Annotated in this window: 20 protein-coding genes; 12 read left to right on the top strand and 8 right to left on the bottom strand. The window is 68.0% G+C overall.

Features of this window, described 5'->3' with window-relative positions; translation table 11 throughout:
* The first annotated feature begins 12 nt into the window (after positions 1 to 12).
* The 4 genes from HTS88_RS10405 (at position 13) to HTS88_RS10420 (ending at position 6771) form a co-directional block, all read left to right on the top strand.
* Positions 13 to 909: an aquaporin gene (locus HTS88_RS10405; protein WP_174178071.1), complete on the top strand. Its 897-nt coding sequence runs from the start codon at positions 13 to 15 to the stop codon at positions 907 to 909.
* 53 nt (positions 910 to 962) lie between these two features.
* Positions 963 to 2147, top strand: coding sequence for an exonuclease SbcCD subunit D (locus HTS88_RS10410; protein ID WP_174178073.1), 1185 nt, complete (start codon positions 963 to 965; stop codon positions 2145 to 2147).
* Positions 2144 to 5212, top strand: coding sequence for an AAA family ATPase (locus HTS88_RS10415; protein WP_174178075.1), 3069 nt, complete (start codon positions 2144 to 2146; stop codon positions 5210 to 5212). The genes HTS88_RS10410 and HTS88_RS10415 overlap by 4 nt, the downstream gene beginning before the upstream one ends.
* A gap of 188 nt (positions 5213 to 5400) precedes the next feature.
* Positions 5401 to 6771, top strand: a complete 1371-nt coding sequence (locus HTS88_RS10420) for an MFS transporter (protein ID WP_246256181.1) — start codon at positions 5401 to 5403, stop codon at positions 6769 to 6771.
* Here HTS88_RS10420 and HTS88_RS10425 read toward each other — a convergent pair.
* Entirely contained in the window at positions 6768 to 7502 is a 735-nt protein-coding gene (locus HTS88_RS10425) for an IclR family transcriptional regulator (protein WP_174178077.1), read from the bottom strand. The genes HTS88_RS10420 and HTS88_RS10425 overlap by 4 nt on opposite strands.
* 306 nt (positions 7503 to 7808) lie before the next feature.
* Between HTS88_RS10425 and HTS88_RS10430 the strand changes: the two genes are divergently transcribed.
* Positions 7809 to 9140: an MFS transporter gene (locus HTS88_RS10430; protein ID WP_174178079.1), complete on the top strand. Its 1332-nt coding sequence runs from the start codon at positions 7809 to 7811 to the stop codon at positions 9138 to 9140.
* A 129-nt stretch (positions 9141 to 9269) separates the two neighbouring features.
* On the opposite strand, the gene HTS88_RS10435 is transcribed toward HTS88_RS10430, so the two are convergent.
* From HTS88_RS10435 to HTS88_RS10445, 3 genes are all read right to left on the bottom strand, one after another.
* The gene (locus HTS88_RS10435) at positions 9270 to 9917 is read right to left on the bottom strand and encodes a phosphoribosyltransferase (RefSeq protein ID WP_174178081.1); all 648 of its coding nucleotides are present in this window, start codon (positions 9915 to 9917) and stop codon (positions 9270 to 9272) included.
* 133 nt (positions 9918 to 10050) lie between these two features.
* Positions 10051 to 10881 (bottom strand): alpha/beta fold hydrolase, encoded by an 831-nt coding sequence (locus tag HTS88_RS10440; protein ID WP_174178083.1) that lies wholly within the window; start codon positions 10879 to 10881, stop codon positions 10051 to 10053.
* A gap of 73 nt (positions 10882 to 10954) precedes the next feature.
* Positions 10955 to 12337 (bottom strand): amino acid permease, encoded by a 1383-nt coding sequence (locus tag HTS88_RS10445; RefSeq protein ID WP_174178085.1) that lies wholly within the window; start codon positions 12335 to 12337, stop codon positions 10955 to 10957.
* 257 nt (positions 12338 to 12594) lie between these two features.
* On the opposite strand from HTS88_RS10445, the gene HTS88_RS10450 reads away from it, so the two are divergent.
* Genes HTS88_RS10450 through HTS88_RS10470 form a run of 5 tightly spaced genes read left to right on the top strand, consistent with a single transcriptional unit; the run spans position 12595 to position 18545 of the window.
* Positions 12595 to 13305, top strand: a complete 711-nt coding sequence (locus HTS88_RS10450) for an NUDIX hydrolase (protein ID WP_174178087.1) — start codon at positions 12595 to 12597, stop codon at positions 13303 to 13305.
* On the top strand, positions 13302 to 14606 hold the full coding sequence (nadA, locus tag HTS88_RS10455; protein WP_174178089.1) for a quinolinate synthase NadA: 1305 nt from the start codon (positions 13302 to 13304) through the stop codon (positions 14604 to 14606). Before HTS88_RS10450 ends, nadA begins: the two co-directional genes overlap by 4 nt.
* 53 nt (positions 14607 to 14659) lie before the next feature.
* Positions 14660 to 16477 (top strand): L-aspartate oxidase, encoded by a 1818-nt coding sequence (gene nadB / locus HTS88_RS10460; RefSeq protein WP_174178235.1) that lies wholly within the window; start codon positions 14660 to 14662, stop codon positions 16475 to 16477.
* A complete protein-coding gene (nadC, locus tag HTS88_RS10465) occupies positions 16470 to 17387 on the top strand; it encodes a carboxylating nicotinate-nucleotide diphosphorylase (RefSeq protein ID WP_174178091.1) in 918 nt (305 codons plus the stop codon). The genes nadB and nadC overlap by 8 nt, the downstream gene beginning before the upstream one ends.
* A 3-nt stretch (positions 17388 to 17390) precedes the next feature.
* Positions 17391 to 18545: a cysteine desulfurase family protein gene (locus HTS88_RS10470; protein WP_174178093.1), complete on the top strand. Its 1155-nt coding sequence runs from the start codon at positions 17391 to 17393 to the stop codon at positions 18543 to 18545.
* Positions 18546 to 18585: 40 nt separating this feature from the next.
* Here the strand turns inward: HTS88_RS10470 and HTS88_RS10475 are convergent, their stop codons facing one another.
* Entirely contained in the window at positions 18586 to 19248 is a 663-nt protein-coding gene (locus HTS88_RS10475; protein ID WP_174178095.1) for a DUF1684 domain-containing protein, read from the bottom strand.
* Positions 19249 to 19392: 144 nt separating this feature from the next.
* Here HTS88_RS10475 and HTS88_RS10480 point away from each other — a divergent pair, with 144 nt between their 5' ends.
* On the top strand, positions 19393 to 20205 hold the full coding sequence (locus tag HTS88_RS10480; protein ID WP_174178097.1) for a hypothetical protein: 813 nt from the start codon (positions 19393 to 19395) through the stop codon (positions 20203 to 20205).
* Positions 20206 to 20278: 73 nt separating this feature from the next.
* On the top strand, positions 20279 to 21085 hold the full coding sequence (locus HTS88_RS10485) for a transglutaminase-like domain-containing protein (RefSeq protein ID WP_174178099.1): 807 nt from the start codon (positions 20279 to 20281) through the stop codon (positions 21083 to 21085).
* Here the strand turns inward: HTS88_RS10485 and HTS88_RS10490 are convergent.
* From HTS88_RS10490 to HTS88_RS10500, 3 genes are all read right to left on the bottom strand, one after another.
* On the bottom strand, positions 21082 to 21564 hold the full coding sequence (locus tag HTS88_RS10490; RefSeq protein WP_174178101.1) for a MarR family winged helix-turn-helix transcriptional regulator: 483 nt from the start codon (positions 21562 to 21564) through the stop codon (positions 21082 to 21084). The genes HTS88_RS10485 and HTS88_RS10490 overlap by 4 nt on opposite strands.
* On the bottom strand, positions 21564 to 22673 hold the full coding sequence (locus HTS88_RS10495) for an LLM class flavin-dependent oxidoreductase (protein WP_174178103.1): 1110 nt from the start codon (positions 22671 to 22673) through the stop codon (positions 21564 to 21566). The genes HTS88_RS10490 and HTS88_RS10495 overlap by 1 nt, the downstream gene beginning before the upstream one ends.
* A gap of 160 nt (positions 22674 to 22833) precedes the next feature.
* Positions 22834 to 26064, bottom strand: coding sequence for an efflux RND transporter permease subunit (locus HTS88_RS10500; protein WP_174178105.1), 3231 nt, complete (start codon positions 26062 to 26064; stop codon positions 22834 to 22836).
* Between the last annotated feature and the right edge of the window lie 34 nt (positions 26065 to 26098).

Below are 26098 nucleotides of genomic sequence, written 5' to 3' on the forward strand. Positions count from 1 at the left end.
AAGGGTCCCGCCATGAGTTCCCCCGCACCCGCCCCCCACGACGTCCTGCTGCCCAGCGGCCTGGAGGCCGCCCGGCCGGGGCTCCTGCCCAGGCTGGGAGCCGAAGCGTTCGGCACCTTGTTCATCGTGGTGGCCGGCCTTGGCGTGCCCCTGTTCACCATCCCGGATTCCAGCCCCCTTCCTGCGGCACTTGCCGCGGGCCTGGCCGTGACCGCCGCCATGCTGGCGTTCGCGCACGTTTCGGGCGGCCACTTCAACCCCGCCATCACGGCAGGCCACCTGGTGGCCGGGCGGATCAGGCCCGGAGCTGCCGCCGCCTATGCGGGCGCCCAGCTGGTGGGCGCACTCGCAGGAGCCTTCGCGCTCTACGGGATCCTGCGCACCCTGCCGGGCATCGCGGACAGCCGCACCGCTTTTGACACCGTGACTGCCGGCTTCGGCGAACACTCCATCATCCAGGCGCCGCTGGCGGCAGCACTGCTCCTTGAAATGCTCGGAGCCGCTATCGTCGTGGCGGTCTTCCTGGGCACGTCCGGCAGCGACACCCGGGACGGGGGCAGCCGGTACGCAGCCCCCGTGGCCGTGGGCCTGAGCTTTGCGGTGCTGCTGCAGCTGGGCCAGTCGGTAGGGAACCTGCCGTTCAATCCTGCCCGCGCTGTTGCGTCCGCAGTGTTCAGCTCGGGCTGGGCCCTGGAGCAGCTCTGGGTCTTCCTGGCCGCCCCGCTGTTGGGAGCTGCAATTGCCGGGCTGGTCTTCCGGAGCATGGGAACTGCTGCTGGTGCCGGTGCCGGTGCCGGTGCCGTTGTGCAGGCCGGGACCGGAGAAACCACCGAGGCAGGGGAGCCCGCCGAAACGGCCGAACCCGGATCCAGCGAAGCCCAGGAATTCTTTGACGGCAAACGGGGCTGACCGTGAACGCGGCGGTTGCGCTGGCTGTCAGTGGCAGCCGATAGCTTAGAAACATGCGGCTACTACATACATCGGACTGGCACCTGGGGCGGTCCTTCCACGGCGTTGGCATGCTGGATGCCCAACGGGACTTCATTGCCCAGTTGGTCCGCACGGTCACTGAGCACGGAGTCGACGTCGTCCTGGTGGCCGGGGACGTCTATGACCGTGCCCTTCCCGGAGTCGATGTGGTGCGCCTGCTCGATGACGCGCTGGTCCGCCTGACAGCCGCGGGCGCACAGGTGGTGCTGACCAGCGGCAACCATGATTCCGCCATCCGCCTGGGTTTCGCCTCCCGCCTCCTGGAACGCGGGGGAGTCCATCTCCGGACCAGCATCGAGAGCCTGGACCAGCCACTGCTGCTGCCCCTGGACGATGCCCCTGACGGCCACCCTGCTGAAGCTGTGCTGGCCATCTACGGCATACCGTGGCTCGAGCCCCGTCTTGTCGCCGAACAGCTCGGGGTGGACACTGCCAGCCACTTCGAGGTCACCCGGGCGGCAACAGCGCTGATCCGGGAGGATATCGAACGGCGTTCAGCGTCCGCCGCCGTCCACTCCGTGGTGCTGGCGCACACGTTTGCCAGCGGCGGGATCAGCTCGGACAGCGAACGCGACCTGAGCATCGGCGGGGTAGGGGCCGTACCCCTGGACCTCTTCGACGGCTTCAGCTACACCGCGCTGGGACACCTGCACGGCCGCCAAGCACTGTCTCCGCAGGTCAGGTACTCAGGCTCGCCGCTGGCGTATTCCTTTTCCGAAGCCACGCACCGGAAGGGCGGCTGGCTCGTGGAGGTTGGAGCTGAGGGTGTCAGCTCCGTGCAGGAAGTCCTGTGGGAAGCGCCCCGGGCGCTGGCCGTGCTGCGCGGTCCGCTGGAAGAGCTCCTTGGGCTGCCCGAGCACCAGTGGGCCGAAACAGCGTACTGCCAGGTCACGCTGACAGACGCCCAGCGTCCCGCCAGGGCCATGGAACGGCTCCGTTCCCGGTTCCCGGATACCCTGGTCCTCGGCTTCGACCCCGAGGGCGGAACCGCGGCCGCCGCTTCCAGCTACAGCAGCAGGCTCGCGGAGGCGCCCGACGATCTCTCGGTCTGCTGCGGCTTCCTGGAACACGTGCGGGGCAGGGTCCCCGATGACGCAGAAAAGGCGGCGCTCGCCGACGCGCTCGAAAACGTCCGCCTCCTGGAGGCTTCACGATGAGGATCCACCGCCTGCAGATTTCCGGATTCGGACCTTTCGCCGGCACCGAGGAGATCGATTTCGACCGGCTCAGCGCACACGGCCTCTTCCTGCTCAACGGCCCCACGGGTGCCGGGAAGACCAGCGTCCTGGATGCCGTCTGCTTCGCCCTCTATGGTTCCGTTCCGGGAGCCCGCCAGGACGGTAAGCGGCTCCGCAGCGACCATGCGGACCCGGCGCAGGAACCCGCGGTGACCTGTGAGTTCTCGGCCCAGGGGCGCCGCTTTGAAGTGACACGGTCCCCGGCCTGGGATAAACCGAGCGCCCGGGGGAAGAACGGCTTCACCACGCAGCAGGCCAAGACCCTTCTGCGGGAACGCGTTGGTGGCACCTGGACGGACAAGTCCGCCCGGAATGACGAGGCAGGCGCTGAGATCCTGGCGCTGCTGGGCATGGACCGCGAGCAGTTCACCCGCGTGGTGATGCTGCCGCAGGGAGATTTTGCCGCGTTCCTGCGCTCCAAGGCCACGGACCGGCTGGAACTCTTGCAAAAGCTCTTCGGTACCGAGCGGTTTGAATCGGTGGAACAGGAGCTGTCCCGCCAGGCGCAGGCGGCAAAGGAAGAAGTGTCACACCTGGCTGGCCGGCTGGAGCTCCTGGCTGCCCAGGCGGAGGCCGAGGCTGCGCGCCTCAGCCTTGACGGCTCCAGCGCTCCCTCTCCGGAGAACGCCACGGCGCGGCTCGGCTGGCTGGAGGAAGCCGTGGCCGCCCGCGGTGAGGAGCTAACGGCGCAGGCAGGACGGGCCGAGGCCGCCAGCACCGAATGCAGGAACGCCGTTGAAGCCGAAACACTTCGCGCCGACCGGCGCCGGAAGCTCGATTCCGCCGCAGCCAGGAAACTGGCGGTGGAGCAGGGCGCGCAGCTGCTTGACGATCACCTCCTCCGGCTGGCCCGGCACCGGAAGGCCGAGGTCCTGCAGGGGCAGCTGCGGAACGTTGATGCCAGTGCCGCCAAAGCCCGGAGCGCTGCTACTGCCGTGGAATCCGCCTTCACCCTTCTCAGCCTGGCCGCGGGGGAAGATCCCGAACTCGCTGAGCTGGAACTCCACTTAGCGGCAGGCCCCGCCGCGGATGCCGCAAGCCCTGCCGCCGGAGCTGCAACCGAGCTCGGCCGGCTGCGCTCCCTCCTGGCCGTGGTCGAGGCCAGGCTGCCCGACGAGGACCGGCTGCAGGCCCTTCGGAAGCGCCACAGCAGCCTGCTAAGGAAGCATGGGGAACTTGCCGCGGACCTGGAACGGGCCGGCAAGCGCGCCAAGGAACTGACGGATGAGCGGAGCCGTCTCCAGGACGGGCTGCAGAACCTGGAACACCATGCGGCCACTGCGGCCCTGCGCCGGAAGGAAGCCGCAGCAGCGGAGGAACTGCTGGACGTGGTCAGGCGCTACGGCTCCGCCGTTGCTGCCCGGGACCTCGTGAAGGTCCGCCATGACGAATGCCGTGACCGGCAACTGGAGGCGAAACGCCGGTGGCTGGACCTCAGGGAGCAGCGGCTGGCCAATGCCGCTGCCGAGCTGGCTGCCAAGCTGGTCCATGGGGAACAATGCCCCGTCTGCGGCAGTCCGGACCATCCCGCTCCGGCTGCAGGGAGCTCCGGTGGGCCGGAACTTGCACAGGAGGAAGAAGAAGCCCGGCTGGTCCACGAAGCAGCGGAAGCCGCCTTCGCCCTGGTGGCCCGCGAGCTGGGGGAGGCCAGCCAGCTGGTGGCGGTCCTCGCCGGGCAGGGCGGGGACACCGCGGAGGATGAGGCCCTCAGTGCGGCGGAGGGTGCGCGCCGGGCAGCGGCCGACGCCGATGGCGCAGTTAAAGAACTGGAAGCAGTCAGGCTGCGGCTCGGAAAACTCGAGACCGCTGCGGCGGCCGCCCTGGAATCCCGCACAGGTACCGAAGGCGAGCTGGCGCGGACCGCAGCGTCACTGGCCGACGTGTCCGAACAATCCTCGGCCCTGGACCAGGCGCTGGCAGGGCTAAGGGGCACCCACCGCAGCCTGGCCCACCGGCTGCGTGCCCTGGAAACCGCCGTGACTGTGCTCAACAAGGCGGTCGAGGCGCAGGCGCACCTCGACAGAATGGAAGCCCAGGCAGCGGAGGCTCTGGACCAACTGGAACTGGCCCTGCCTGCAGCCGGTTTCACATCCGCTGGCGAGGCACGGGAGCAGCTGCTCGACGCCGATGAGGCGGCTTCGCTCGAGGCCCGGGTGCGGGCAGCCCAGGACGAGGAAGCGAGAGTGGCGGAGCTGTTCGCGTCCGAGGACGTCCTGCTGGCACTGGAGGAGAAGTCCGCGGGCTACGAGCTGGACCAGGTACGGCTCGACGCCCTGCGTGAAACTGCGGCAGAGGCCCTCCAGGACGCCCGGGATGCTGACCTGGCTGCCGGCCTGGCCGCCCGGTGCCTTGCCTCGCTGCGCGGCATCCGTGCTGAGTACGAAGACCTGGCAGGATCTGCGCGGCAGCCCGCTGAAAGGGCCCGGATGCTGGGCGGGCTGGCTGATGCGGCGGCCGGGCGGGGCGAGAACAACTACCGGATGAGCCTGAACAGCTATGTCCTGGCCGCCCGCTTGGAGCAGGTTGCCGTGGCCGCCTCCGAACGGCTGGTGGCCATGAGCGATGGCCGCTACCTGCTCCAGCACACGGACGCCAAGGCGGCGCGCGGGGCAAAATCGGGGCTTGGGCTGGAAGTGGTGGACCAGTGGACCGGGTTCCGCCGGGACACCTCCACCCTGTCCGGCGGTGAGTCGTTCATGGCTTCCCTGTCGCTGGCGCTTGGCTTGGCAGACGTCGTCCAGCAGGAGGCCGGCGGAGTGGAAATTGAAACGCTGTTTGTCGACGAGGGATTCGGAAGCCTGGACGAGCAGTCCCTGGAACAGGTCATGGACGCCCTTGAAGGGCTGCGGGACGGCGGCCGCGTGGTGGGACTGGTCAGCCATGTCGCGGAGATGAAGCAGCGGATCAGCGCCCAGCTCCAGGTGCTCAAGGGCCGGAACGGCTCCACCCTCCGGATATCGGACGGCGCAGACGCGCCAGTATGACCGTACGGCCCTGTCACCAATCTGCGCTGTGACCTGACGGCGCAGAGGCGCCAGTGCGACCGGACGGCCACAAACAACCGGCGGGCTGCGCTGCGGGCCAGATACGTAGGCGCCGGTATAATGGCAGCGTTACCGGGTTGCGCGCATCGGGAGGAGGGACGATGCGCACGACATGAACGAGCCCGGAATTGAACTCACCCGTTTCACCCGCCAACACACATGGATCAGTCCCCGCCGCCGTAGAGCTGCCGGCATCGGCGTCAGAACCGGCATCGGCGTCAGCCGCCGCTGCGCCGGCCTTTCCTGAAGAAATTCCTGCAGCCTCCCGCGGCCGCTTCGCCAGGCTTCCCCTTCTTGCCGGCCGCGCCTTTATACCCCTCGGCCTGTTTGCGCGGCTGCCGCTGGCCATGCTGACGGTGGGAACGCTGACCCTGGTCACGTCAGCCAGTGGCTCGTACGCGCTCGGCGGGATGGCAGCAGGCGCCGTGGGCATCGGTTCAGCCGTGGGCGCGCCGGTTCTGGGGTCCCTTGCCGACCGCAGGGGACAGCGCCCTGTGCTCCTGATCGCTGCACTCCTGAACAGCATTGCCGTGGTGGCCCTGATCCTGGCTGTGTGGGCCACCGCGGAATCTCCGGGTGTCCCCGCAGCCGTCCTTGCCGCCTCCTTTGTCTCCGGTGCCAGCTGCCCCCAGGTGGGTCCGCTCGCCAGGGTCCGATGGATGGCCCTGGCCGCCCACGGCTCGGCCACGGACCAAACACGGGACCTGGACACCGCCCTTTCCTACGAAAGCACCGCAGATGAGGTGACCTTCGTCCTGGGCCCCGCCCTGGTGGGAATCCTGGCCAGCCTGCTGGCGCCCTGGCTGCCCCTCGCAGTGGCGGTTGCACTGACCATCACCCTCGTTCCCGCCTTCGCGGTTCACCGGACGCACCGGGCAGTTCCGCCCAGCAGGCCCGCCAGGGGTGGGCAGGTACCGGCCGGTCCACAGCCACGGGCCGCAAGGATCCCGGCGGCGGTAGCCCTGCCCGTGTCCGCCATGGTGTGCATGGGGACGTTCTTCGGCTCCACCCAGACCGCCCTGAGTTCTTTCTCGGCAGGGTTTGCAGGCTCTGAGGCGGCCGGCCTGCTGTATGCCGTCATGGGGCTGAGCTCGGCCGTGGCCGCACTGTCCGTTGCGTACTGGCCGCAGCGGTTCAGTCCTGCCCGGCGCTGGGTGCTGTGCGCCTCACTGATGGCTGCCCTGTCCCTGCTGCTCCTCCTGCCGTCCTCCATGCCCGCGATGGTGGCGGCGCTGCTGATCCTGGGCCTGCCGGTGGGGCCGGTCATGGTCACGGTCTTCGCCGTCGGCGGGTCCGTGGCTCCTGCGGGCCGCCTGGGGACCGTCATGACGGCGCTGGCCAGCGGCATCGTGGCCGGCACCGCGCTGGGGTCTTCCCTGGGCGGCCACCTTGCCGAAAGCCACGGCTACGCTGCGGCCTTCCTTGTCACTGCCGGCGCAGCGTCCGGGCTGGCGCTGCTGGGAGCGGGAGCCGCCGTCGTTCTTCGCCGGAAGGCCTAGGCCAGCTGCCGTTCAATTCTTGCCGCGCTCTCAACCAGCGCGGCTCCCACCGCCGCGGGATCACGCGATGAACGGATATAGACGACGGCCAGCGCAGCGGGGCGCCCGCCGGGAACCCTGACAGGCGCGGCCAGGGAGGAAACCCCGGCGATCACCTCATCGTGGCTGGCCGAATAGCCGGTGCGGCGGGTTTCGGCAGCCTCGGGCCGGTAGGGGATGCCCGTGGCCAGCCGGTCCCATTCCGCCTCGGTGAGCGCGGACTGGATGGCGATCCCGGGCGCGCCGGCATTGATGGGATGGCGGGTGCCGGGATGCTGCGCCACGGTGGCACCGGAATGCCGGGGCTCCACCGTGAGCAGGGTGATGCAGTCGTGGTGGTCCCAGACCGCCACGAACGCCGTCATATCCAGGGCATTGGCCAGCTGCGTCAGTTCCGGCAGCGCGGCAGCCTGCAGGTTGCGGGAAACGCCGCGCGCCAGGACCGCAAGCCCGGGCCCCGGCTGGACCCGGCCGGCGTCGTCACGCACCAGCAGTGAATGGTCCTCCAGGGTGCGCAGGATCCGGTAGGCCACCGAGCGGTGCACTCCCATGGCGTCCGCCAGTTCTGCGATGGTGAGCGGCCCGGGCGCCGCCGCCAGGATCTCCAGGGCACGGATTCCCCGCGACAGGGTCTGGGAGGGGGAAGCCTGCGCCGGCGCGGCTCCGGCCGGGGCTGCGGCGGTGGGATTCATGGTGTCCATCCTAGGTGGCGGTAAGTAGCGACCGCCCCGGGACCGGGCCGGCTACCCGGGTTCGCGTCCTGAATACGAAACGGCATTCCAAATATAGAACCCGCCCTCCATGGAGTCCATGAGCGCAGGCTGCCGGGCAGCGGGCGCCACGGGGGAGGCGCACCTCCTCTGCCGACCGCGCAAGAAAGTTCTGGAAGGCCGTGTCCCGCCTCACATTTTCGGTGTACCCTACTAACTAACTGACCGTTCTGTCGGTAATCCTGAAGGCGTCCCGGCAGCACTGCTGCCTTGAACAATGGAGTTTCAATGACCACACCTTCCAAGGTGGACACACTCGCCGGTCCCAGCTCCCGGCGGGAGGAACGCAAGGTCCTCGCCGGCACCCTCGTCGGTACCACGATCGAGTGGTACGACTTCTTCATCTTTGCGCAGCTGACAGCAACGCTGCTGTCGCCGCTGTTCCTGGCACCGCTGAACCAGTCCAACCCGGGCCTGGCGCAGATCCTCTCGTTCGCCCTGATCGGCATCAGCTTCCTCTTCCGGCCCCTCGGTGCCGTGGTGGCCGGGCACCTGGGCGACCGCCTGGGACGCAAGGCGATGCTCGTCTTCACCCTGGTGATGATGGGTGCCGCCACCGCCCTGATCGGCATGCTGCCCACCTACGCACAGATCGGCGCCTGGGCGCCCATCCTGCTGATCACCCTCCGCATCATCCAGGGCTTCTCGGCCGGAGGTGAATGGGGCGGAGCTGCGCTGATGGCGGTGGAACACGCACCCCTGAACAAGCGCGGCCTGTTCGGCGCCTACCCGCAGATCGGCGTGCCGATCGGCATGATCCTGGCCACCGGCCTGCTCTTCTTCCTCAACTCCAGCATGTCGAAGGAAGACTTTGCGGCCTGGGGCTGGCGGGTGCCGTTCCTGCTCTCCATCGTCCTCATCGTCGTGGGGTACCTGATCCGGCGGGCCGTGGCCGAAAGCCCGGTCTTCCAGGAGATGGCCGCCCGGAAGCAGGAAAGCAAAGCCCCGCTCGGTGAACTGATCCGCAGCCACAAGAAGCCGGTCCTGTACTCCACCATGATCTTCATCGGCAACAATGCCGCCGGATACCTGCTGATCGCGTTCTTCATCGCCTACGCCACCCGGACGCTGCAGATGCCCACGCCCCAAGTGCTCCTGGCTACCACCCTGGCATCCTTCGGCTGGCTGATCTTTACCCTTGCAGGCGGCTGGATCTCGGACCGGATCGGCCGGGTCAAGACCTTCCTGGCCGGGTACGCGATCATCTTCGCCTGGATGATCCCCATGTTTGCCCTGATCGATACCAGGAACATCTGGCTGTACGGACTGGCCCTGTTTGTCCTCACCATTGGACTCGGACTGTCCTACGGGCCGATGTCCGCAATGTACGCCGAGATGTTCCCGGCCAACGTCCGCTACTCGGGAATCTCCATCGGCTACGCATTCGGCGCCATCCTGGGCGGCGCGTTCGCAGCGACCATCGCTGAAACCCTGCTGCAGTCCACCAAGTGGACAGGCTCCATCGGCATCTACATCATGATCCTGTGCGTCATCTCCGCCATTGGTGTGGTTCTGGCCAAGGAAACCAAGGGGCGGCCACTCGGCGTCAGCCACCACTAATCAACACCGCCCAGTGCAGGACGACGGTGGGCCGGACCATGGCGGTCCGGCCCGCTTCGCCGTCTGGGGCGCCTGTGCCGTGCCGGCTCGTCTCCTTTTGCCGGACTGCGAAAGGAAAAGCCTGCGGTGTTACTGCTCCAGGATGCTGATCGCTTCGTCGTCGGACATCTGGTCAAAGTGCCGGTAGAAGCTGCCCACCGCCCGGAATTTGCCGGGCAGGTGCAGGCACAGCACCGCGTCGCAGACCCGTTCCACGGACGCTTCCGCCTCAACGGAGCCCACCGGGGCTGCCGCCACGACGGTGGCCGCGCCGCCCTCACGCACTGCTTCGACGGCTGCCCTCATCGTGGCACCGGTGGCCAGCCCGTCGTCGACCAGCAGGACGGTCTTGCCCGCCACGTCCAGGTCCGCTCCGGGATAGATCTCCACGCGGCGGAGCAGCTCGGCCCGCTCCCGCTGCTCCACCGCGTCCAGCCATTCCTGGTGCACGCCGTGTTCGAGGACCCGGTCAAGCAGCGGTTTGTTGATCAGCCGGACGGTGCGGCCCCGGACCCACGCCAGTGCCCCGTAAGCCGTTTCTTCGTGGCCGGGAATTCCCAGCTTCCGGACCAGGACTGTTCCGAGGGGCAGGTAGAGGGCTTTGGCGACGGCGGCCGCTACCGGGATGCCGCCCCGGGCCAGGCCCAGGACCACAGTGTCCGGCCGCTCCCGGAACTGCGTGAGCACAGCAGCGAGCCGTTCGCCGGCGTCCGTACGGTCTTCGAAAATCGTGCCCATCAGTCCCTCCAGGCTCGTCCAGCCTAAAGTTCAGCCTACCGTTTGCGGGGACGGCGGGCGCCTCAAGATACCGGCAAAATCCGCTGAAGAACCGCCTCCGGAACGGGCTGGAAGAAAGCGGACCTCAGGCAGGTTACTGGCCCGCCAGGAACCTGACGGCCGCCTGCTTGAATGCCCTGCTGGTGACGGCGTTTGTGTGGTTACGGCCGGGAAGGGTCAGCTGTTCAGCCCTCCCGCCTGCCTTCCGCGCCAGCTCGGCAAGCTGCGGCAGGCTGCCGGCGCGTTCGTCCTTGTCCCCGGCCACCAGGAGCATGGGGACGTGGGGCACTGCTTCTGCAGGGTCGTAGGGTTCGGCTTTGATGGCCTCCACCAGGGAGAGCAGCGCGAAGATGTTGTTGCTGGGCAGCAGCAGCGCCATCTTGAGCAGCTGGGCCGTGGATTCGTCCGCAATGGGCGTGCCGTCAGCCAGGTAGTCCTGTGCGGCCCGAAGGTCGAACTCCGCCAAGGGGTCGGAGATGTTGGGACCGCCCAGGACGAGGCGGTGCGTGATTTCCGGCTGGGTGGCGCCGAATTCCCAGGCGAGCCGGGAACCCAGCGAGTAGCCCACCACGTCAAGGCCGCTGGAAGGTTCCCCCTCCTGCAAAGGCCGAACCCCGGCGTCGAACGCTGTTTGCAGCAGGTCCGCGCGGATCCTGCTGGGGGAGTAGGAGTCCAGGTCCTCCGGCGCGCCGCTGCGGCCGTGTCCGGGCAGGTCCACCGTGATCACGCGCCGCCCGGCATCGAGGAGTGCTGCCACCCACCCGGTGTCCTCCCAGTTGAGCTTGCTCGACGAGGAGAAGCCGTGCACCAGCAGGACGGGGCGAAGGCCGGCGTCAGCGGCGGGCTCGTGCACCGCCACATAGAGCTGCGGGTCCGTGCCCTCCACGGTATGCGTCTGCTGTTGGCCGCTGTGCCTGCCGCTCATGGTGTCAGTCCTCATCAACTACGGCGCCCGGACAGACCTGGCGCTTCGGTGCCTCTTGCTTTTGGACGTTACTCTACCCGCCGGCCCGCTGCGTGAGCCGGGCGCCCAGCGCACAGGCCAGGGCGATGCCGGCGATGAGCGCAAATGTGCTGAACAGCTGGATGCGGCTGCCTTCAGCGCTGAAACCCACGGCAAAAATGACGGCCAGGAGCACCAGCCCCAGGATGGTCAGGCCGGGGAAGCCCTTCATCCGCAGGGGCAGGGGTGCGCCGGCGCGGTCGGCGCGGCGCCGAAGGATCAGCTGCGATAGGAGGGCGCTTCCCCACACCACCAGGCAGGTGGACCCCACCAGCTGGAACAGCGCCGGCAGGATCCGCTCGGGGAAGAGGAGTTCCAGCACCGTGGCGATGAATCCGAAAGCCACCGAGACCGCGACGGCCAGCATGGGCACGTTGGCGCCGTAAAGCCGCGTCAGGAACCGGGGGGCCGCCGAGCGCTGGGCGAGCGAGTAGGCCATGCGGGATGCCCCGTAGAGGTTGGCGTTCAGCGCTGACAGGAGTGCGACGACGGCCACCAGGGTGATGGCCGTCGCGGCACCGGGGATCCTGGCCGCGTCCAGGACGCCGGCGAAGGGTGAGGACAGGCTCTGGGAGGTTGCCGGCAGGACAGCGGCGATGACGAAGACGGAGCCGATGTAGAAGACCAGGATGCGCCACACCACAGTGCGGATGGCTTTGGCCACGCTCCGCTCGGGGTCTTCGGTCTCCGCCGCCGCCACGGACACGATCTCCGTGCCGCCGAACGCGAAGATGACCACAAAGAGCGCCGAGGCAATACCGCCGAGGCCCTGCGGGGCGAAATCAGCGGTGAGGTTGGACAGCCCCGGCGAGGCGACGTCCGGCAGCACACCCAGGAGCAGGGCGGCGCCTACCGCAAGGAACAGCACGATGGCAGCCACCTTGAGGATGGCGAACCAGAACTCGAATTCCCCGAAGTTCCGCACCCCGGCGAGGTTAATGCCCGTGAAGACCACCATGAACACCAGCGCCAGGGCCCAGACCGGAACGGCCGGCCAGACGGAGAAGAGGAGGGCTGCGGCACCGAGGGCCTCGGCGGCGATGACCACCACCAGCTGGAGCCACCACAGCCAGCCGATGGTGGCACCGGCCGTCTTGCCCAGGGCGCGTTCGGCATAGACGGAGAATGCTCCGCTGTTGGGGTTCGCCGCAGCCATCTCTCCCAGCGCCCACATGACCAGGATGATGAGGGTACCGGCCACCATGTACGAAATGAGGACCGCCGGGCCGGCGGCCTGCACACCCGCGCCCGAACCCAGGAAAAGCCCCGCGCCGATGGCGCTGCCCAGCCCCATCATGGTCAGCTGCCGGGGCTTCATGCTGTGGACGGGGTGCAGGTGGTGTCCTTTGGGACGGGCTGTGGTGGACTTCGTCGTCATTATGCCGTGAACCTTCTTGGGGTCTGGATGGTGGCTCCTTGTGGGACCACTTGAATTTACCGCCTTAGTCCCGCCGGCGGTATTCCGGGCAGTGGAGTGCGCAGCCGAGTGCGCGGGACAGGGGCCCGGGCAGGGGGGCAGAAACATTTGGCATTTTCCCAGCGCATGCCCGTACAATTAGTTTTGGTCAAGCTGACCATAACTAAACCGGGCACCATGCTGAACACGGGCCCCTGCTGCCAGGAAGGCGGTGGAATATGTACTCCAGCTCTGCAAACGTGTCGGAGCGCCAGGCTGCACCGCCCTCCCTGGCCATCTCCACCGTCATCTTCGCCCTCCGGCCCAGTGAAAGTTCCGGCCGGCCTACGCTCTGGCTGCCTTTGGTCCGCCGGATCAGGGAGCCCTTCAAGGGGCTCTGGGCGCTCCCGGGCGGACCGCTCAGCCACGCGGAATCCCTCCAGGACGCCGCGTCCCGGAACCTGAGGGAGACCACCGGGCTCGCCCCCAGCTACTTGGAACAGCTGTACGCATTCGGTGGGCTCCACCGCTCACCCACCCAGCGGGTGGTCTCGATCGTGTACTGGGCGCTGGTCCAGCCGACGGAAGCCGCGCTCGCCGATGAGTCGGAAAACGTCCGATGGTTCCGGGCGGACCGGCTGGGGGAGCTGGCCTTCGACCACAACGCGATCGTGGACTACGCCCTCTGGAGGCTGCGCAACAAACTGGCCTACGGGTCAGTGGCCTACCACCTCCTGGGGGAGTACTTCACTCTGGCCCAGGTCCGCGAGGTCTACGAGGCGGTGCTGGACCGTGAGCTGGATCCGGCGAACTTCCGCAGGCAGCTGAAGTCCACCCCCGAAATAGAGGAAACCGGCGAGTACCTCCAGGGCGGCAAGCACCGCCCCCCGCGCCTCTACCGCTTTACCGGCCGGCCCGGCCTTGACCCAGACAACAGGAGCACACTATGAGCAGCGTCAACACAGCAATCCAGCTGATCACGCGCGAGCAGGCGGAGCAAGGCGCGACGGCGAAAGGCAGCACCTGCAGCCCAGCCCTGGCCAAGGGCCCGTGGGACTACGACCTCGCCGAGGCGCTCGCCGGCATCCCCGCCTATGGTCCCGGCGCCTCCAGCGCAGACGTTGCGCCGGCCGCCACCCCGCGCCAGGGCCAGCTGCCGGAGGAATACAAGCTCGCCAGCGACGCTGAGCTGGGCGAACGCATCCTCGCGGCAAAGGCTGCCCTCGGCGACCGTGCCGTCATCCTGGGGCACTTCTACCAGCGGGACGAAGTGATCCAGTACGCCGACTTCGTGGGCGACTCCTTCCAGCTGGCCAACGCGGCACTCACCAGGCCGGACGCGGAAGCGATCGTCTTCTGCGGCGTCCACTTCATGGCGGAAACCGCTGACATCCTTTCCGCACCGGAACAGGCAGTCATCCTCCCCAACCTGGCGGCTGGCTGCTCCATGGCGGATATGGCCGACGCCGACTCCGTGGCCGAGTGCTGGGAGCAGCTTGAGGAGATCTTCGGCACCGAGCCCGACGCCGAGGGCCGGGTTCCGGTCCTTCCCGTCACCTACATGAATTCCTCCGCAGCCCTGAAGGCGTTCTGCGGTGAGCACGGCGGCATCGTCTGCACGTCCTCGAACGCCAGGACCGTGCTTGAGTGGGCGTTCCAGCGAGCCCAGCGCGTGCTGTTCTTCCCTGACCAGCACCTGGGCCGCAATACCGCCAAAGCCCTCGGCGTGCCGCTGGAGCAGATGCCCATGTGGAACCCGCGCAGGGATCTGGGCGGTAACGACGCGCAGGCACTGCTCGATTCCCGGGTGATCCTGTGGCACGGATTCTGCTCGGTGCACAAGCGCTTCAACGTGGGGCAGATCGAGAAGGCCAGGAAAGACTTTCCCGGCGTCCAGGTGATCGTCCACCCCGAGTGCCCCATGGAAGTCGTGGACGCCGCCGACTCTGCCGGCTCCACCGATTTCATCAAGAAGGCCATCGCGGCTGCCACGGAGCCAACCACCTTTGCGATCGGCACCGAGATCAACATGGTGAACCGGCTTGCAGCGGAGTACCCGCAGCACACCATCTTCTGCCTGGACCCCGTGATCTGCCCTTGCTCCACCATGTACCGCATCCACCCGGGGTACCTGGCCTGGGTGCTGGAGGAGCTGGTGGCCGGCCGGGTGGTCAACCGCATCACCGTGGCAGAGTCCGTCCAGGACCATGCCCGGACCGCCCTCGAGCGCATGCTCGCCGCCAGGCCGTAATGTCCAGCCAGGCCAGAGTGTCCAGCGGGCCCCTTGTGCCCGGCGGGCCCAGGATGCCCGCCCGCCGGCTCATCGTCGTTGGCAGCGGCATCGCCGGACTGTACGCGGCGCTGCTGGCCGCCGATGCCGGCGCCTCCGTGGTTCTCCTGACAAAAGTTGGCCTGGAGCACAGCAACACCTGGTACGCCCAGGGCGGGATCTCGGCCGTGCTGGATGAACCATCCCCGGGTGACACCGTAGCGGCCCACATCACCGACACGCTCCAGGCCGGCGCCGGGCATTGCAACGCCGACGCCGTTCGGCTGATGTGCACGGAGGCCCGGCACGACATCGCCGGCCTGCAGCGGTTCGGCGTGCGCTTCGATGTGGAGACGGACGGAGGACCGGCGCTGGGGCTGGAAGCTGCCCACTCCGCGCCGCGCATCCTCCACGCCGGAGGCGACGCCACGGGCGCGAAAGTGGCCGGCGCGCTCATCCAGGCGGTGCTCTCCCGGCAGGCAGCAGGTGTCCTGAAGGTCATCACAGGCGCCCACGCCACGGCCCTCCTATACGACGGCGGCGCAGTCACCGGAGTGGAATTCCTGCAGGACGGGAAGAGGGCAGCACTGCACGGGGACGCCGTCCTGCTGGCAACGGGAGGTGCCGGCAGGCTGTTCGCCCAAACCACCAACCCGGAAGTCGCCACCGCCGACGGCCTGGCGCTCGCAGTCCGCGCCGGAGCCAGGACAGCCGACCTGGAATTCTTCCAGTTCCACCCCACCTGCCTGGTCCGGCCAGCCGGTCCCGCCCCAGGCGAGCCGCTGCTGATCTCCGAAGCTGTCCGCGGCGAAGGGGCGGTCCTCGTCGACGGCAACGGGAAGCGCTTCATGCGGTCGTACCATCCGGACGCAGAGCTTGCCCCGCGCGACGTGGTCTCCCGCAGCATAGCCCTGCACCTGGCCAAGCTCGGCGACCCCAACGGCCACGTGTACCTGGACGCCCGCGTCATCGAGGCAGCCAGGGGAGCCGGGTTCCTGGCACGGCGGTTCCCGACCCTCACCGAAAAGACCCTCGCGGCCGGTATCGACTGGACCCGGGACCTGGTCCCCGTGGCCCCGGCAGCCCACTACTGGATGGGCGGGGTCCTCACCGACCTCCGCGCCAGGACCAGCATCCCCGGACTGTACGCCGCCGGCGAAGTCGCATGCACGGGCGTCCAAGGGGCGAACCGGCTGGCCAGCAACTCCCTCCTCGAGGGACTCGTCTTCGGCCGCCGCGCTGTTGAGGACTTCCTCTCCGGTGACTTTGGCTGGGGGGCGCCTGAGGGCGCCCCTCCGCATGCTCCCCACGATCCCCCTAACCTCGCAAGCTCGGCCAGGGAACCCGGATCGCGTGGCCCCACGGCCGCGGGCGGCCTCCCCTTTACGCATGCTTCCGGGGCACCCTCAGGCGACCATTTGTCCGTCACCTTCCCTGCGGCTTCAGCAGGCGCGGGTACCGGGTCGGGTGGCCTGGGCGGGAGCCTGCCGGCCAGCTCCGGTGGAGGTATCGATGTGGAAACTCCGTTCTCGCGGGATGCTCTTCGGCGCCTGATGACTGCCAAGGCCGGGGTGCTGCGGAATGGGGTGCTGTTGCGGGAGGCGACGGAAACCCTTGACCGGTGGGCCGCCGTCGTTCTCCCCGGAACAGTGGCCGCCGGGCCGGGACCGCGGGAGCATGAGGACCGCAACCTGCTGCTCGCCGCGCAGCTGCTCGTGGCTGCCGCCCGGGAACGGACTGCGTCCCTGGGCGCCCACTACCGGAGCGACAGCCCGGCAGATGCCGCCGGCATCGCTGATCAACTCCAAGAACACTCCCGCCTGCGCCCGAAAGCGAGCCTTGTCCGTGACTGAAAACTCCGTAATCGCACCCGTGGCGGCCAGGGCCGTTGGCCTGGACCTCGCCCTGCCGGCGGCTCCCGTCCGGGAGATCCTGGAGCGCGCCTTCGCCGAAGACGCGCCGGCCGGGGACATCACCTCCCAGCTGCTCATCCCCGCCGATGCCCGCGCCACGGCGGTCCTGAACGCCCGCGTGCCCGGCGTCTTCAGCGGGGCCACCGTCTTCCGGGACGCCATGCAGCTGGTGGACCCCGGCACCACAGTGGAGCTGCTGCTGGCAGACGGGGAAAGGTTCGACGCCGGCACGCACCTCGCGCGGGTCACAGGACGGGCACGCTCCGTCCTGCTCGCCGAGCGTGTGGCCCTCAACCTGGTCCAGCGGATGTCCGCGATCGCCACCAGGACCGCGGAATTCGTCCAGCTGGCCGAAGGGACGCGGGCCAGGATCACCGACACCCGGAAAACCACCCCCGGCCTGCGGATCCTGGAACGGTTCGCCGTGAGGTGCGGGGGAGGCGCCAACCACCGATACAGCCTCTCCGACGCAGTGCTGGCGAAGGACAACCACCTGGCCGTGATGACCGGAGGGGACCCCGCCAGGCTGACGGAGCTGCTCCTGGCGGCCAAAGCCCAGCTGGGACACACCACCCACTTCGAAGTCGAGGTGGACCGCATGGACCAGATCGAACCCGTCCTCGCAGCAGGCGTGGACACCATCATGCTGGACAACTTCACGCCGGAGGAGCTCCGCCAGGGCGTTGCGCTGGTGGCCGGACGGGCCCGCGTGGAAGCAAGCGGCAACGTCAACCTCAGCACGGTCGCGGGGATCGCTGCCACCGGCGTGGACGTCATCTCGGTCGGGGCACTCACCCACACGGTGGCAGCCCTGGACCTTGGCCTGGACGTGGAACTGACGGCCGGGTAAGCCATGATTTTCCTTGATGCAGCCGCCACCACCCCGGTCCGCCGCGAGGTGCTGGAAGCCATGTGGCCATACCTGACCGGCGACTTCGGGAACCCCTCCAGCCACCACACCCTCGGTGACACAGCTGCCACGGCCCTCGCCAGTGCACGGGACTCAGTGGCCGCTGTCCTGGGCTGCCGGCCGGGAGAGGTGACCTTCACGTCCGGCGGGACAGAGGCGGACAACCTGGCTGTCAAGGGCATTGCCCTGGCGCGGCAGGCTGCCCGTCCGCAGCTCAACCGGGTGGTGATCAGCGCCGTCGAACATCCGGCCGTGGAGGAATCCGCACGGTACCTGGAACGCTTCCACGGATTCGCGGTGGACGTTGTACCCGTGGACGGCACGGGGCTGGTGGCGCCGGAATCCCTCCGGGCAATCCTGCGTCCGGAAACCGCACTGGTCAGCATCATGTACGCCAACAATGAGGTGGGGACCGTACAGCCGGTGGCCGAGCTGGCCGCGGAGGCCCGGCACGCTGGGGTCCCCTTCCACACGGACGCGGTCCAGGCGGCAGGATGGCTGCCCCTGGACACCGGGACGCTGGGCGTCGACGCCATGAGCATCTCGGGCCACAAGCTGGGGGCGCCCAAGGGTTGTGGCGTGCTCTTTGTCCGTGGCCGCACCAGGATCGAGCCGCTCATCCACGGCGGCGGCCAGGAACGGGGCCGCCGGTCCGGGACGGAAAACGTGGCAGGTGCCGTTGGCCTGGCCACGGCGCTGACGCTTGCCCAGGCCCGCCAGGAGGAACAACGACGACGTGTGGCGGCCCTGCGGGATGCCTTCATCAACGCAGTGCTCACCGGAGTGCCGGGCGCGGTCCTCACCGGGCATCCCACCCGCCGGCTTCCGTCCGTGGCATCGTTCTGCTTCCCGGGAACCAGCGGCGAATCCGTACTCCTGGAACTGGAGCGGGAGGGCGTGGTGTGCTCCAGCGGATCAGCGTGCGCAGCCGGGTCCGATGCGCCGTCGCCCGTCCTCACGGCGCTGGGCTACGAGGCTGAGGTGGCCCAGACAGCCGTCCGGTTCAGCTTCGATGCCGCGGTCACCGAGGAGGACCTCAACACCGCAGCGGGGGCAGTCCGCCACGCAGTGGAGAGCGTGCGGGCGCTTGGCGGCTAACGATCCTCCGCAAGGATCGGCGTCCTGCTGCCCGCAGCGGTCAGTACAGCTCGCCGACCGGAATTTCCACAGCCAGCCGGTTGGACGGTCCCGGCAGGGGGCACGCCCACGCCTCGTTGTAGGCACAGGAGGGGTTGTAGGCGAAGTTAAAGTCCAGGACGAAAGCGGCGCCCGGACCCGTCCCGCTGACCCCGTGGAACGCGCCCTTGATGGTGTCCAGCAGGTACCGGCCGGCGCCGTAGCTTCCCCCGGGCTGGCCGGCGGTCGCGTCCCGGAAGGGCACGAAGATGCCGCCGCCGTATCCCCGCAGCTTCCACACGGCGAGCTGCCCCATCTCGGGGAGGTCGAACGTGCCAAGCCGCACGAAGTTCACCACCCCGTCCGTGCCGGTTTCCACGCTCATTTCCCGTCCAGCACCCTCTTTGGTCAGCGGAACGTGGAATCGGTAGATGGGATCGTAGTCAGCCGTCTTGAGGCCGGAGAACCGCGCCTTGTCCGCTGCGGACAGCGCGGAGGCGGGGTGCGTGGCAAAGAGAAGGTCGCGCTGGTGGCGCCAGTAGGAATGTGCTTCCGCCGGGCTTTCCACGGACAATTTGCGGACATTGTCGTACAAGGCAAAGGTCCGCAGCCGCCAGTCGGCAATGTCGACGGCGGAGATCTCCGCCAAGTGATCTTCGGCTGCGCCGTGCTGGATGTCCGCCATAGCACCAGCCTAGTCCCCGGCGCTGGTGATGCCCCTCCGGCGGCGACACGCACCGCTGCTGCCCGGTTCCGGCCGTCCTTATGAGCCGGGAAACGCCGCTCCGGGTCAGGCCGCGCCGCTGCTCCGTCCAGCTAGGCTGGCTGCATGAGACGCATCGCATCAGCGGGGGTCCTGCCCGGGACCGCAGTGCTCCTCGCCGGAGCACTCCTTGCCGGTTGCTCCACCCCGCCCAAGAGCGGGCCTGCGTGGACAGCGGAGGCCGGTGATTCCGGGGCTGCTCCCACCGCCACCGCTTCGCCGGAAGGGTCTGCAACTGCTGCGGCATCCGCAGGCGCCACGCCCGCCGCGTCCGGCTCGGCAACAGCCCAGCCTGCCGCCACCGCATCTGCGTGGAAGACTTTCTCCGATCCGGCAAAAACCGTGGTCTTCGAACTGCCGGAAACCTGGATAGCGCAAGCGGCGCCCCCTGAGGAAGGAACCCTGCCCGGTGCCATTAAAATCGAGGTGAAAAAGCCGGACGGCACCTTCATGGCGGCGCTCCGGACGGGACTCCCGCCGTCGTCCGCCGACTGTCCGGAGGACGCGCGGCGTCCCTACACCGTGATCAGCAGCGTGCCTGTTGAGCTGTCCGCCGCAGGCGGCGAGGGGACCATTCCGCCCAGGGTGGTGTTCCGGGCAATCCAGGGGTACCGGTTCTTCGGCTCCTACGGCATCACCAACCTGATTGGCGGCCCCGACGGGCAGGCCTGCGAACTGCGCAATATAGTCCGTGGGCCGGCGGGGAAAGGTGACTACTCCTTCGGTGACCTGGTGTCCGTCAGGGCCTTTGCGCCCGATGAAAAAGTGGCGCCCGCCAAAGCATTCGACACCCTTGAGCAGGCGGCAAAGTACGCCAGCGAGAGTGCTGACTTCGCCAACGTTCAGCGGATGCTAATGTCTCTGGAGATCAAGAACTAGCCCCCGTTCCCCTGCCCGCATCCCCGGCCGGGACAAACGGCGGCTTCTTTCCTGCCGACACCCCCGGAGAGTCATGGAACGCACTGTTTCCGCACGCCTGGTCTTCAAGACCACACCCAACACCAAAGTGGCCATGGCCATCGCCGCCGCCAGGAACCCCGGCTATTCGTCCTTCGAGGAAAACCTGTCCATTACGGTTGGCGGCGCGCAGGTCCCCGTGAGCGAGGTGCCGGACCACCACGGCGGCCGGCTCCACTACATGGAGTTCGCGGAACCGTCCGAGGTGGTCGTGGACTACTCCGCTACGGTCGCCGGAAAGGCGCAGCCTGAGGAGGCAGAACTTGCTGACCGCATCCGCTACGTCCGGCCCAGCCGGTACGCGGAGTCGGACCGCCTCCTGCCCACCGCGTATGCGGAATTCGACGGAGCCTCCGGCGGGGAGCTGCTGCACGCCGTGCGGAACTGGGTGAACGGCGAGCTGCGGTACATCAGCGGCTCCTCCCGCGGCACCGACGGCGCCGTGGAAACCCTCCTGAGCCGCCGCGGCGTCTGCCGCGACTTCGCCCACCTGGCCATTGCCCTGCTGAGGTCCAAGGACATTCCGGCGCGCCTGGCCGCCGTCTACGCGCCCGGCCTGAGCCCCATGGATTTCCACGCCGTCGCTGAAGCCTACGTGGAAGGCGGGTGGCACGTCATCGATCCCACGGGCCTCGCCCCGCGGGAATCGATGCTGCGGATCACGGCCGGCCGGGACTCGGCCGACACCGCATTCCTGTCCACGGTGGGCGGAAGCCTGAGCCTGAGCCAGATGCAGGTCACTGCGGTGGTCAACGGCAGCCTGCCGGTGGAGGACCCCGCCAGGCTCGTGGCCCTGGGCTAGCGCGGGTCCTGCCGGGGCGGCCGCGGGCCCAGGGAACTCCGCAGCTTGGTGGTGAGCCGCATGAGTTCCTTCTGTTCCGCCGGTGTCAGCGCCGGGCCCATGAGTTCGGAGATGTCGCGCACATGCTCACGGCCAATCTCCTTCTGGAGTTCCCGTCCCTCGTCCGTCAGCTTCAGCAGGACACCGCGGCCGTCCTCCGGCGCGGGCATCCGCGCGATGAGCCCGCGCTTCTCAAGCCGCTCCACCAGCCGGCTGAGGCTGGACTGGCTCAACAGGACGTTGTCGTTGAGTTCATTGAGCCGCAGCCAGCCTGACGGGCAGCGGGAGAGGGTGAACAGGACGTCGTACTCATTGACTGCCAGCTTCCGGAAGGCCGGGCCGGACTGCAGCTTCCGCATCACCGCAACCTGGGCCCGGAACAGCGACTCCCAGGTTTCTGCGGCGAGCCGCACCGGCGACTCCGTGCTCTTGCCCGCCATCACGCGTCCGCGGCGGACTTTTCCGCGTCCTGGGCGGCCAGAAGCGCGGCCACCCGGCCGGCGTGCGTGGGCGGCTCGGGAACGTGGGCCGGCTTGCGGGCCGCGTACTCCTTCCGCAGGACGGGGAGGACCTCCTCGCCGAACAGGTCCAGTTGTTCGAGTACGGTTTTCAGCGGCAGGCCCGCGTGGTCGATCAGGAACAGCTGGCGCTGGTAGTCGCCGAAGTACTCCCGGAACGTCAGGGTCTTTTCAATGACTTCCTGCGGGCTGCCCACCGTCAGCGGTGTCTGCGAGGTGAAGTCCTCGAGCGAGGGGCCATGGCCGTAGACAGGCGCGTTGTCGAAGTACGGGCGGAATTCCTTGACGGCGTCCTGCGAGTTCTTCCTCATGAAGAACTGTCCGCCGAGGCCAACGATGGCCTGGTCTGCCTTGCCGTGGCCGTAGTGCTCATAGCGTTCGCGGTACAGGCCGATCAGCTGCTGGTAGTGCTCCTTGGGCCAGAAGATGTTGTTGGCAAAGAAGCCGTCGCCGAAGTAGGCCGCCACTTCGGCGATCTGCGGGGTGCGGATGGAGCCGTGCCACACAAAGGGGGCGACGCCGTCCAGCGGGCGGGGCGTGGACGTGAAGTTCTGCAGCGGCGTCCGGAACTTGCCGGACCAGTTGACGGTGTCCTCGTCCCACAGCTTCCGCAGCAGGCTGTAGTTCTCGATGGCCAGCTCCACGCCGTCCTGGATGTTCTTGCCGAACCACGGGTACACCGGCGCGGTGTTGCCGCGGCCCAGGACCAGGTCAACACGGCCGTCGGCCAGGTGCTGGAGCATCGCGAAGTCCTCCGCGATCTTCACCGGATCGTTGGTGGTGATCAGCGTGGTGGCCGTGGACAGCGTGATGCGTTCCGTCTGGGCTGCGATGTACGCCAGGGTTGTGGTGGGGGAGGAGGAGAAGAAGGGGCGGTTGTGGTGCTCGCCGAGGGCGTAGACGTCCATCCCGATTTCCTCGACTTTTTTGGCAATGGCCACCGACGCTTTGATGCGTTCGTTCTCGGTTGGGGTGTGCCCCGTGGTGGGGTCCGTGGTGATGTCGCTGACGCTGAAAACACCAATCTGCATGATGTGCCTTTCCCTTCCTGGACTCTCCGGGCTTGGTCCCAGTGTAGTCCAATTTAGATGCATTTGCATCTACCGCAAGGTACAACGCATCCCTTGGGGAAATATTCCGTGAAGCCCGTGCGGGCGAAAGCTGCTCCGGGACGGGGTTCCGGACGTGCCCCTAGGCGGGGCCGCCGGGGGCGGCGCGGCGGCCGCTGGTTTTGGGAACCATGCCCGTGGTCCAGTCCCTGAACTCCTCGTCAACGTCCGGCCCGGGCCCGAATTCGTGGCGTGCCTGAAGGTCCCGGAGCAGCGCCTTCTTTTCACGCCGGCCCTCCACCAGCCTGTACAGGACGGGCACCAGCACCAGGGTCAGGGCGGTCGAGGAGATCAGCCCGCCGATGACGACAACCGCCAGCGGCTGCGAGATGAAGCCACCGCCGCCGGTAAGGCCCATGGCCATGGGCGTCAGCGCGAACACGGTGGCGAGCGCGGTCATCAGGATGGGACGCAGGCGCTGCCGTGCCCCATGCGTGATCGCATCCGCCACGTTCATGCCCGGCCGGCCGTCGCGGGGCTGCCGGTACTGGTTGATGAGGTCGATCAGCACGATGGCGTTGGTGACCACGATCCCCACCAGCATGAGCATGCCGATCAGCGAGGGCAGTCCCAGGGGCACGCCTGTCACCAGGAGCAGTGCTACGGCGCCGGTGGCTGCAAACGGGACAGATACCAGCAGGATCAGCGGCTGGACCAGCGACTTGAAGGTGGCCACCATGATCACGTACACGATGGCGATGGCCGCCAGGAGGGCCAGCCCGAGCTGCTGGAAGGACTCCTGCTGCTGGGTGGTGGCACCGCCGATTTCGGCGGTGACCCCTGGCGGCAGCTGGACGTCCGCCAGCCGCTTCTGGACTTCCGCGTTGACCGCGCCCAGGTTGGAGCCCGACGGCGTCACTGACACCCGTGCCGTGCGCTGGCCGTTGCTGGCGGTGATGGACACCGGCACCTCCACCTGTTCCACTGCAGCGATGCTTCCCAGCGGCACCGGCCCGCCCGCTGCCGGAAGCGGAATGTTGCGGACGGCGTCGATGCTGGTGAACCTGGTGCCCTGGCCGATCCGGACGGGAAAGTCGTTGGTGTCAATCCGGACTTCTCCGGCCGGGATGGGGCTGATGGTGGACGCCAGGACCCCGGCCACCTGTTCCTCGTTGAGCCCGGCGGCTACCGTCTTGGCCCGGTCCACCCTGACCTGGACCACGGGCTGGCTGGCCGCAAGGTTGGTGGCCACCTCGCTGGTGCCGGGCACGCCGGTCATCGCCGCGACCATGGTGTCGCTGGCTTCCTGGAGGTCGGCAGTGGTGGCCGCCTTGAGGGTGATGTCCACGGTGGACGAGGTGCCGAAACCGCCCTGCTGCGTTCCGACCGAGATCTTGCCGGAATCGGGCACCTTTGACAGTTCGCTGCGCACCGTCTCCTGCAGCTGTTCCTGGTCCGCCTTTTCATCCGTCACCACGGTGAACGTGGAGTTGGACGAGCCGGTGGAGGTAAGCGCGGCGAAGCCTGCCTGGGCGTTGCCCGACGTCACCTGGATGTCCTTGACGCCGTCGATGCCGCGAAGCACTTCCTCCAGCCGGACGGCTGCCGCGCTGGTGTCGGCAAGGGTGGTGCCGGCCGGCAGGACCTGGCGGACCGTGAGGCTGTTCTGCCCGGAATTGCCCAGGAGGTTGGTGGCCAGCAGCGGCGTCATGGCGGCGGTGGCACCGAGGACCAGGGCGGCGGCCACCAGCGTGATCACCGGATGCTTCTGGGTCTTGGTGAGGATTGGCAGGTAGCCGCGCTGGAGCCTGCTGCGCTGTTCCGCTTCCAATGCCCTGGCACGGGCCTCGTCCGCGGTCCGCCGGGCGGCTGCGGGAGCTGCCGGCCCCGCGCCTGCGGCACCGGTGTTCTTCAGGAACCAGTAGGCCAGCACCGGGACGATGGTCAGCGAGACCAGGAGCGAGGCCAGCAGCGCCATGGTGACGGTGAGGGCGAACGGCCTGAACAGCTCTCCCGCGAGCTCGCCAACAAATGCGATGGGGAGGAACACCGCCACAGTGGTGAGGGTGGAGGCGGTGATGGCCCCGGCCACCTCCCTGATGGCAGTCAGGATGGCAGTGACTTTGTCTTCGCCGTAGCTCAGGTGCCGCTTGATGTTCTCGATCACAACGATGGAGTCATCCACCACGCGGCCGATGGCGATGGTGAGCGCACCCAGCGTCAGGATGTTCAGGGAGTATCCGGTGGCGGACAGGCCGATGAAGGTGATCAGGAGCGAGAGCGGAATGGAGACTGCCGTGACCAGCGTGGACCGGGTGGACATCAGGAACACCAGGATGACCGCAACGGCGAAGCCCAGGCCCAGCAGGCCCTCGGTGGTGAGGTCCTTGATGGACTTCTCAATGAAGGGTGCCTGGTCGAACACCGGTGTGAACCTGGCATTCGAACCCAGTTCCGCCTCAAGCTCGTCCAGGGTGTCACGCACCGCGTGCGAGATGCCCACCGTGTCGCCCTCAGGCTTCTTGGTCACGGAGACGGCGAGGGTTTCCTCTCCGTTGGTGCGTGTGATGGATGTCCGTTCGTCATCCTGCAGCGACACGTCCGCCACGCTGCCGATGGTGGCCCCGTCTTTGGCGCCGCCCAGCGGCAGCGCCTCGATGGCCGCCAGGGAATCCACGGGGCTGCCGATCTGGAGGGAGAGCGTCTTTCCCTGCTCTTCGAGTGTGCCGGCGGGGATCAGCGCACCGTTGTTCTCCAGCGCGTCCCGGATGGACGTGATGCTCGCACCCGCGGCGGCCATGGCGTCACCGCGCGGAAGGATCTCGATGTGCTGGGAGGCGCCGCCGGTCACATCGGCCCCGCGGACGCCGTCGATCTTCTGCAGCCGGGGCACGCTCAGCCGCTGGAGGTCGGCGTTCAGCTCGCTGAGCGTCTTGTCCGAGGACACGGCCAGGAAGACGATGGGAAAATCGCTGATGCTGCCTGCGATTGCCTGCGGCTGGACATCCTCGGGCAGTGACCGCTTGGCGTTTGAGATGGCACGGTCGATCTGGTTCCTCGCACGGTCCAGGTTGGAGCCGTACGTGAACACCATGGTGATCTGCGAGACGCCGTTGCGGGACGTGGAGGAGGTGGATTCCAGCCCCTCCACGCCGTTCAGCGCCGTCTCCAGCGGTCCGCTCACCTGCTTGTCGACCACCTCCGGGGAGGCGCCGGGCATGGCGGTCAGCACCGTGATCTGCGGGAACTCGATCGAGGGGATGAGTTCCTGCTTCAGCGATGACATGGTGATCACGCCGAAGACGGAGGCGAAGACTGTGATCAGTGCGATCAGGGCCCGGTTCGCAAGTGAAAGTTGTGCCAGCCGGAACATCGCATGATCTCCTGTGGGGTTGAGGGACTGATAC

The sequence above is a fragment of the Pseudarthrobacter oxydans genome (assembly GCF_013314975.1).
GTDB classification, from domain to species: Bacteria; Actinomycetota; Actinomycetes; order Actinomycetales; family Micrococcaceae; genus Arthrobacter; species Arthrobacter oxydans.

Excerpts from the sequence above, each read along its gene's own strand:
- HTS88_RS10405 (WP_174178071.1), top strand. The coding sequence starts at position 13 with ATGAGTTCCCCCGCACCCGCCCCCCACGACGTCCTGCTGCCCAGCGGC.
- HTS88_RS10410 (WP_174178073.1), top strand. The coding sequence starts at position 963 with ATGCGGCTACTACATACATCGGACTGGCACCTGGGGCGGTCCTTCCAC.
- HTS88_RS10415 (WP_174178075.1), top strand. The coding sequence starts at position 2,144 with ATGAGGATCCACCGCCTGCAGATTTCCGGATTCGGACCTTTCGCCGGC.
- HTS88_RS10425 (WP_174178077.1), bottom strand. The coding sequence starts at position 7,502 with ATGAATCCCACCGCCGCAGCCCCGGCCGGAGCCGCGCCGGCGCAGGCT.
- HTS88_RS10430 (WP_174178079.1), top strand. The coding sequence starts at position 7,809 with ATGACCACACCTTCCAAGGTGGACACACTCGCCGGTCCCAGCTCCCGG.
- HTS88_RS10435 (WP_174178081.1), bottom strand. The coding sequence starts at position 9,917 with ATGGGCACGATTTTCGAAGACCGTACGGACGCCGGCGAACGGCTCGCT.
- HTS88_RS10440 (WP_174178083.1), bottom strand. The coding sequence starts at position 10,881 with ATGAGCGGCAGGCACAGCGGCCAACAGCAGACGCATACCGTGGAGGGC.
- HTS88_RS10445 (WP_174178085.1), bottom strand. The coding sequence starts at position 12,337 with ATGACGACGAAGTCCACCACAGCCCGTCCCAAAGGACACCACCTGCAC.
- HTS88_RS10450 (WP_174178087.1), top strand. The coding sequence starts at position 12,595 with ATGTACTCCAGCTCTGCAAACGTGTCGGAGCGCCAGGCTGCACCGCCC.
- nadA (WP_174178089.1), top strand. The coding sequence starts at position 13,302 with ATGAGCAGCGTCAACACAGCAATCCAGCTGATCACGCGCGAGCAGGCG.
- nadB (WP_174178235.1), top strand. The coding sequence starts at position 14,660 with ATGCCCGCCCGCCGGCTCATCGTCGTTGGCAGCGGCATCGCCGGACTG.
- HTS88_RS10470 (WP_174178093.1), top strand. The coding sequence starts at position 17,391 with ATGATTTTCCTTGATGCAGCCGCCACCACCCCGGTCCGCCGCGAGGTG.
- HTS88_RS10475 (WP_174178095.1), bottom strand. The coding sequence starts at position 19,248 with ATGGCGGACATCCAGCACGGCGCAGCCGAAGATCACTTGGCGGAGATC.
- HTS88_RS10480 (WP_174178097.1), top strand. The coding sequence starts at position 19,393 with ATGAGACGCATCGCATCAGCGGGGGTCCTGCCCGGGACCGCAGTGCTC.
- HTS88_RS10485 (WP_174178099.1), top strand. The coding sequence starts at position 20,279 with ATGGAACGCACTGTTTCCGCACGCCTGGTCTTCAAGACCACACCCAAC.
- HTS88_RS10490 (WP_174178101.1), bottom strand. The coding sequence starts at position 21,564 with ATGGCGGGCAAGAGCACGGAGTCGCCGGTGCGGCTCGCCGCAGAAACC.
- HTS88_RS10495 (WP_174178103.1), bottom strand. The coding sequence starts at position 22,673 with ATGCAGATTGGTGTTTTCAGCGTCAGCGACATCACCACGGACCCCACC.
- HTS88_RS10500 (WP_174178105.1), bottom strand. The coding sequence starts at position 26,064 with ATGTTCCGGCTGGCACAACTTTCACTTGCGAACCGGGCCCTGATCGCA.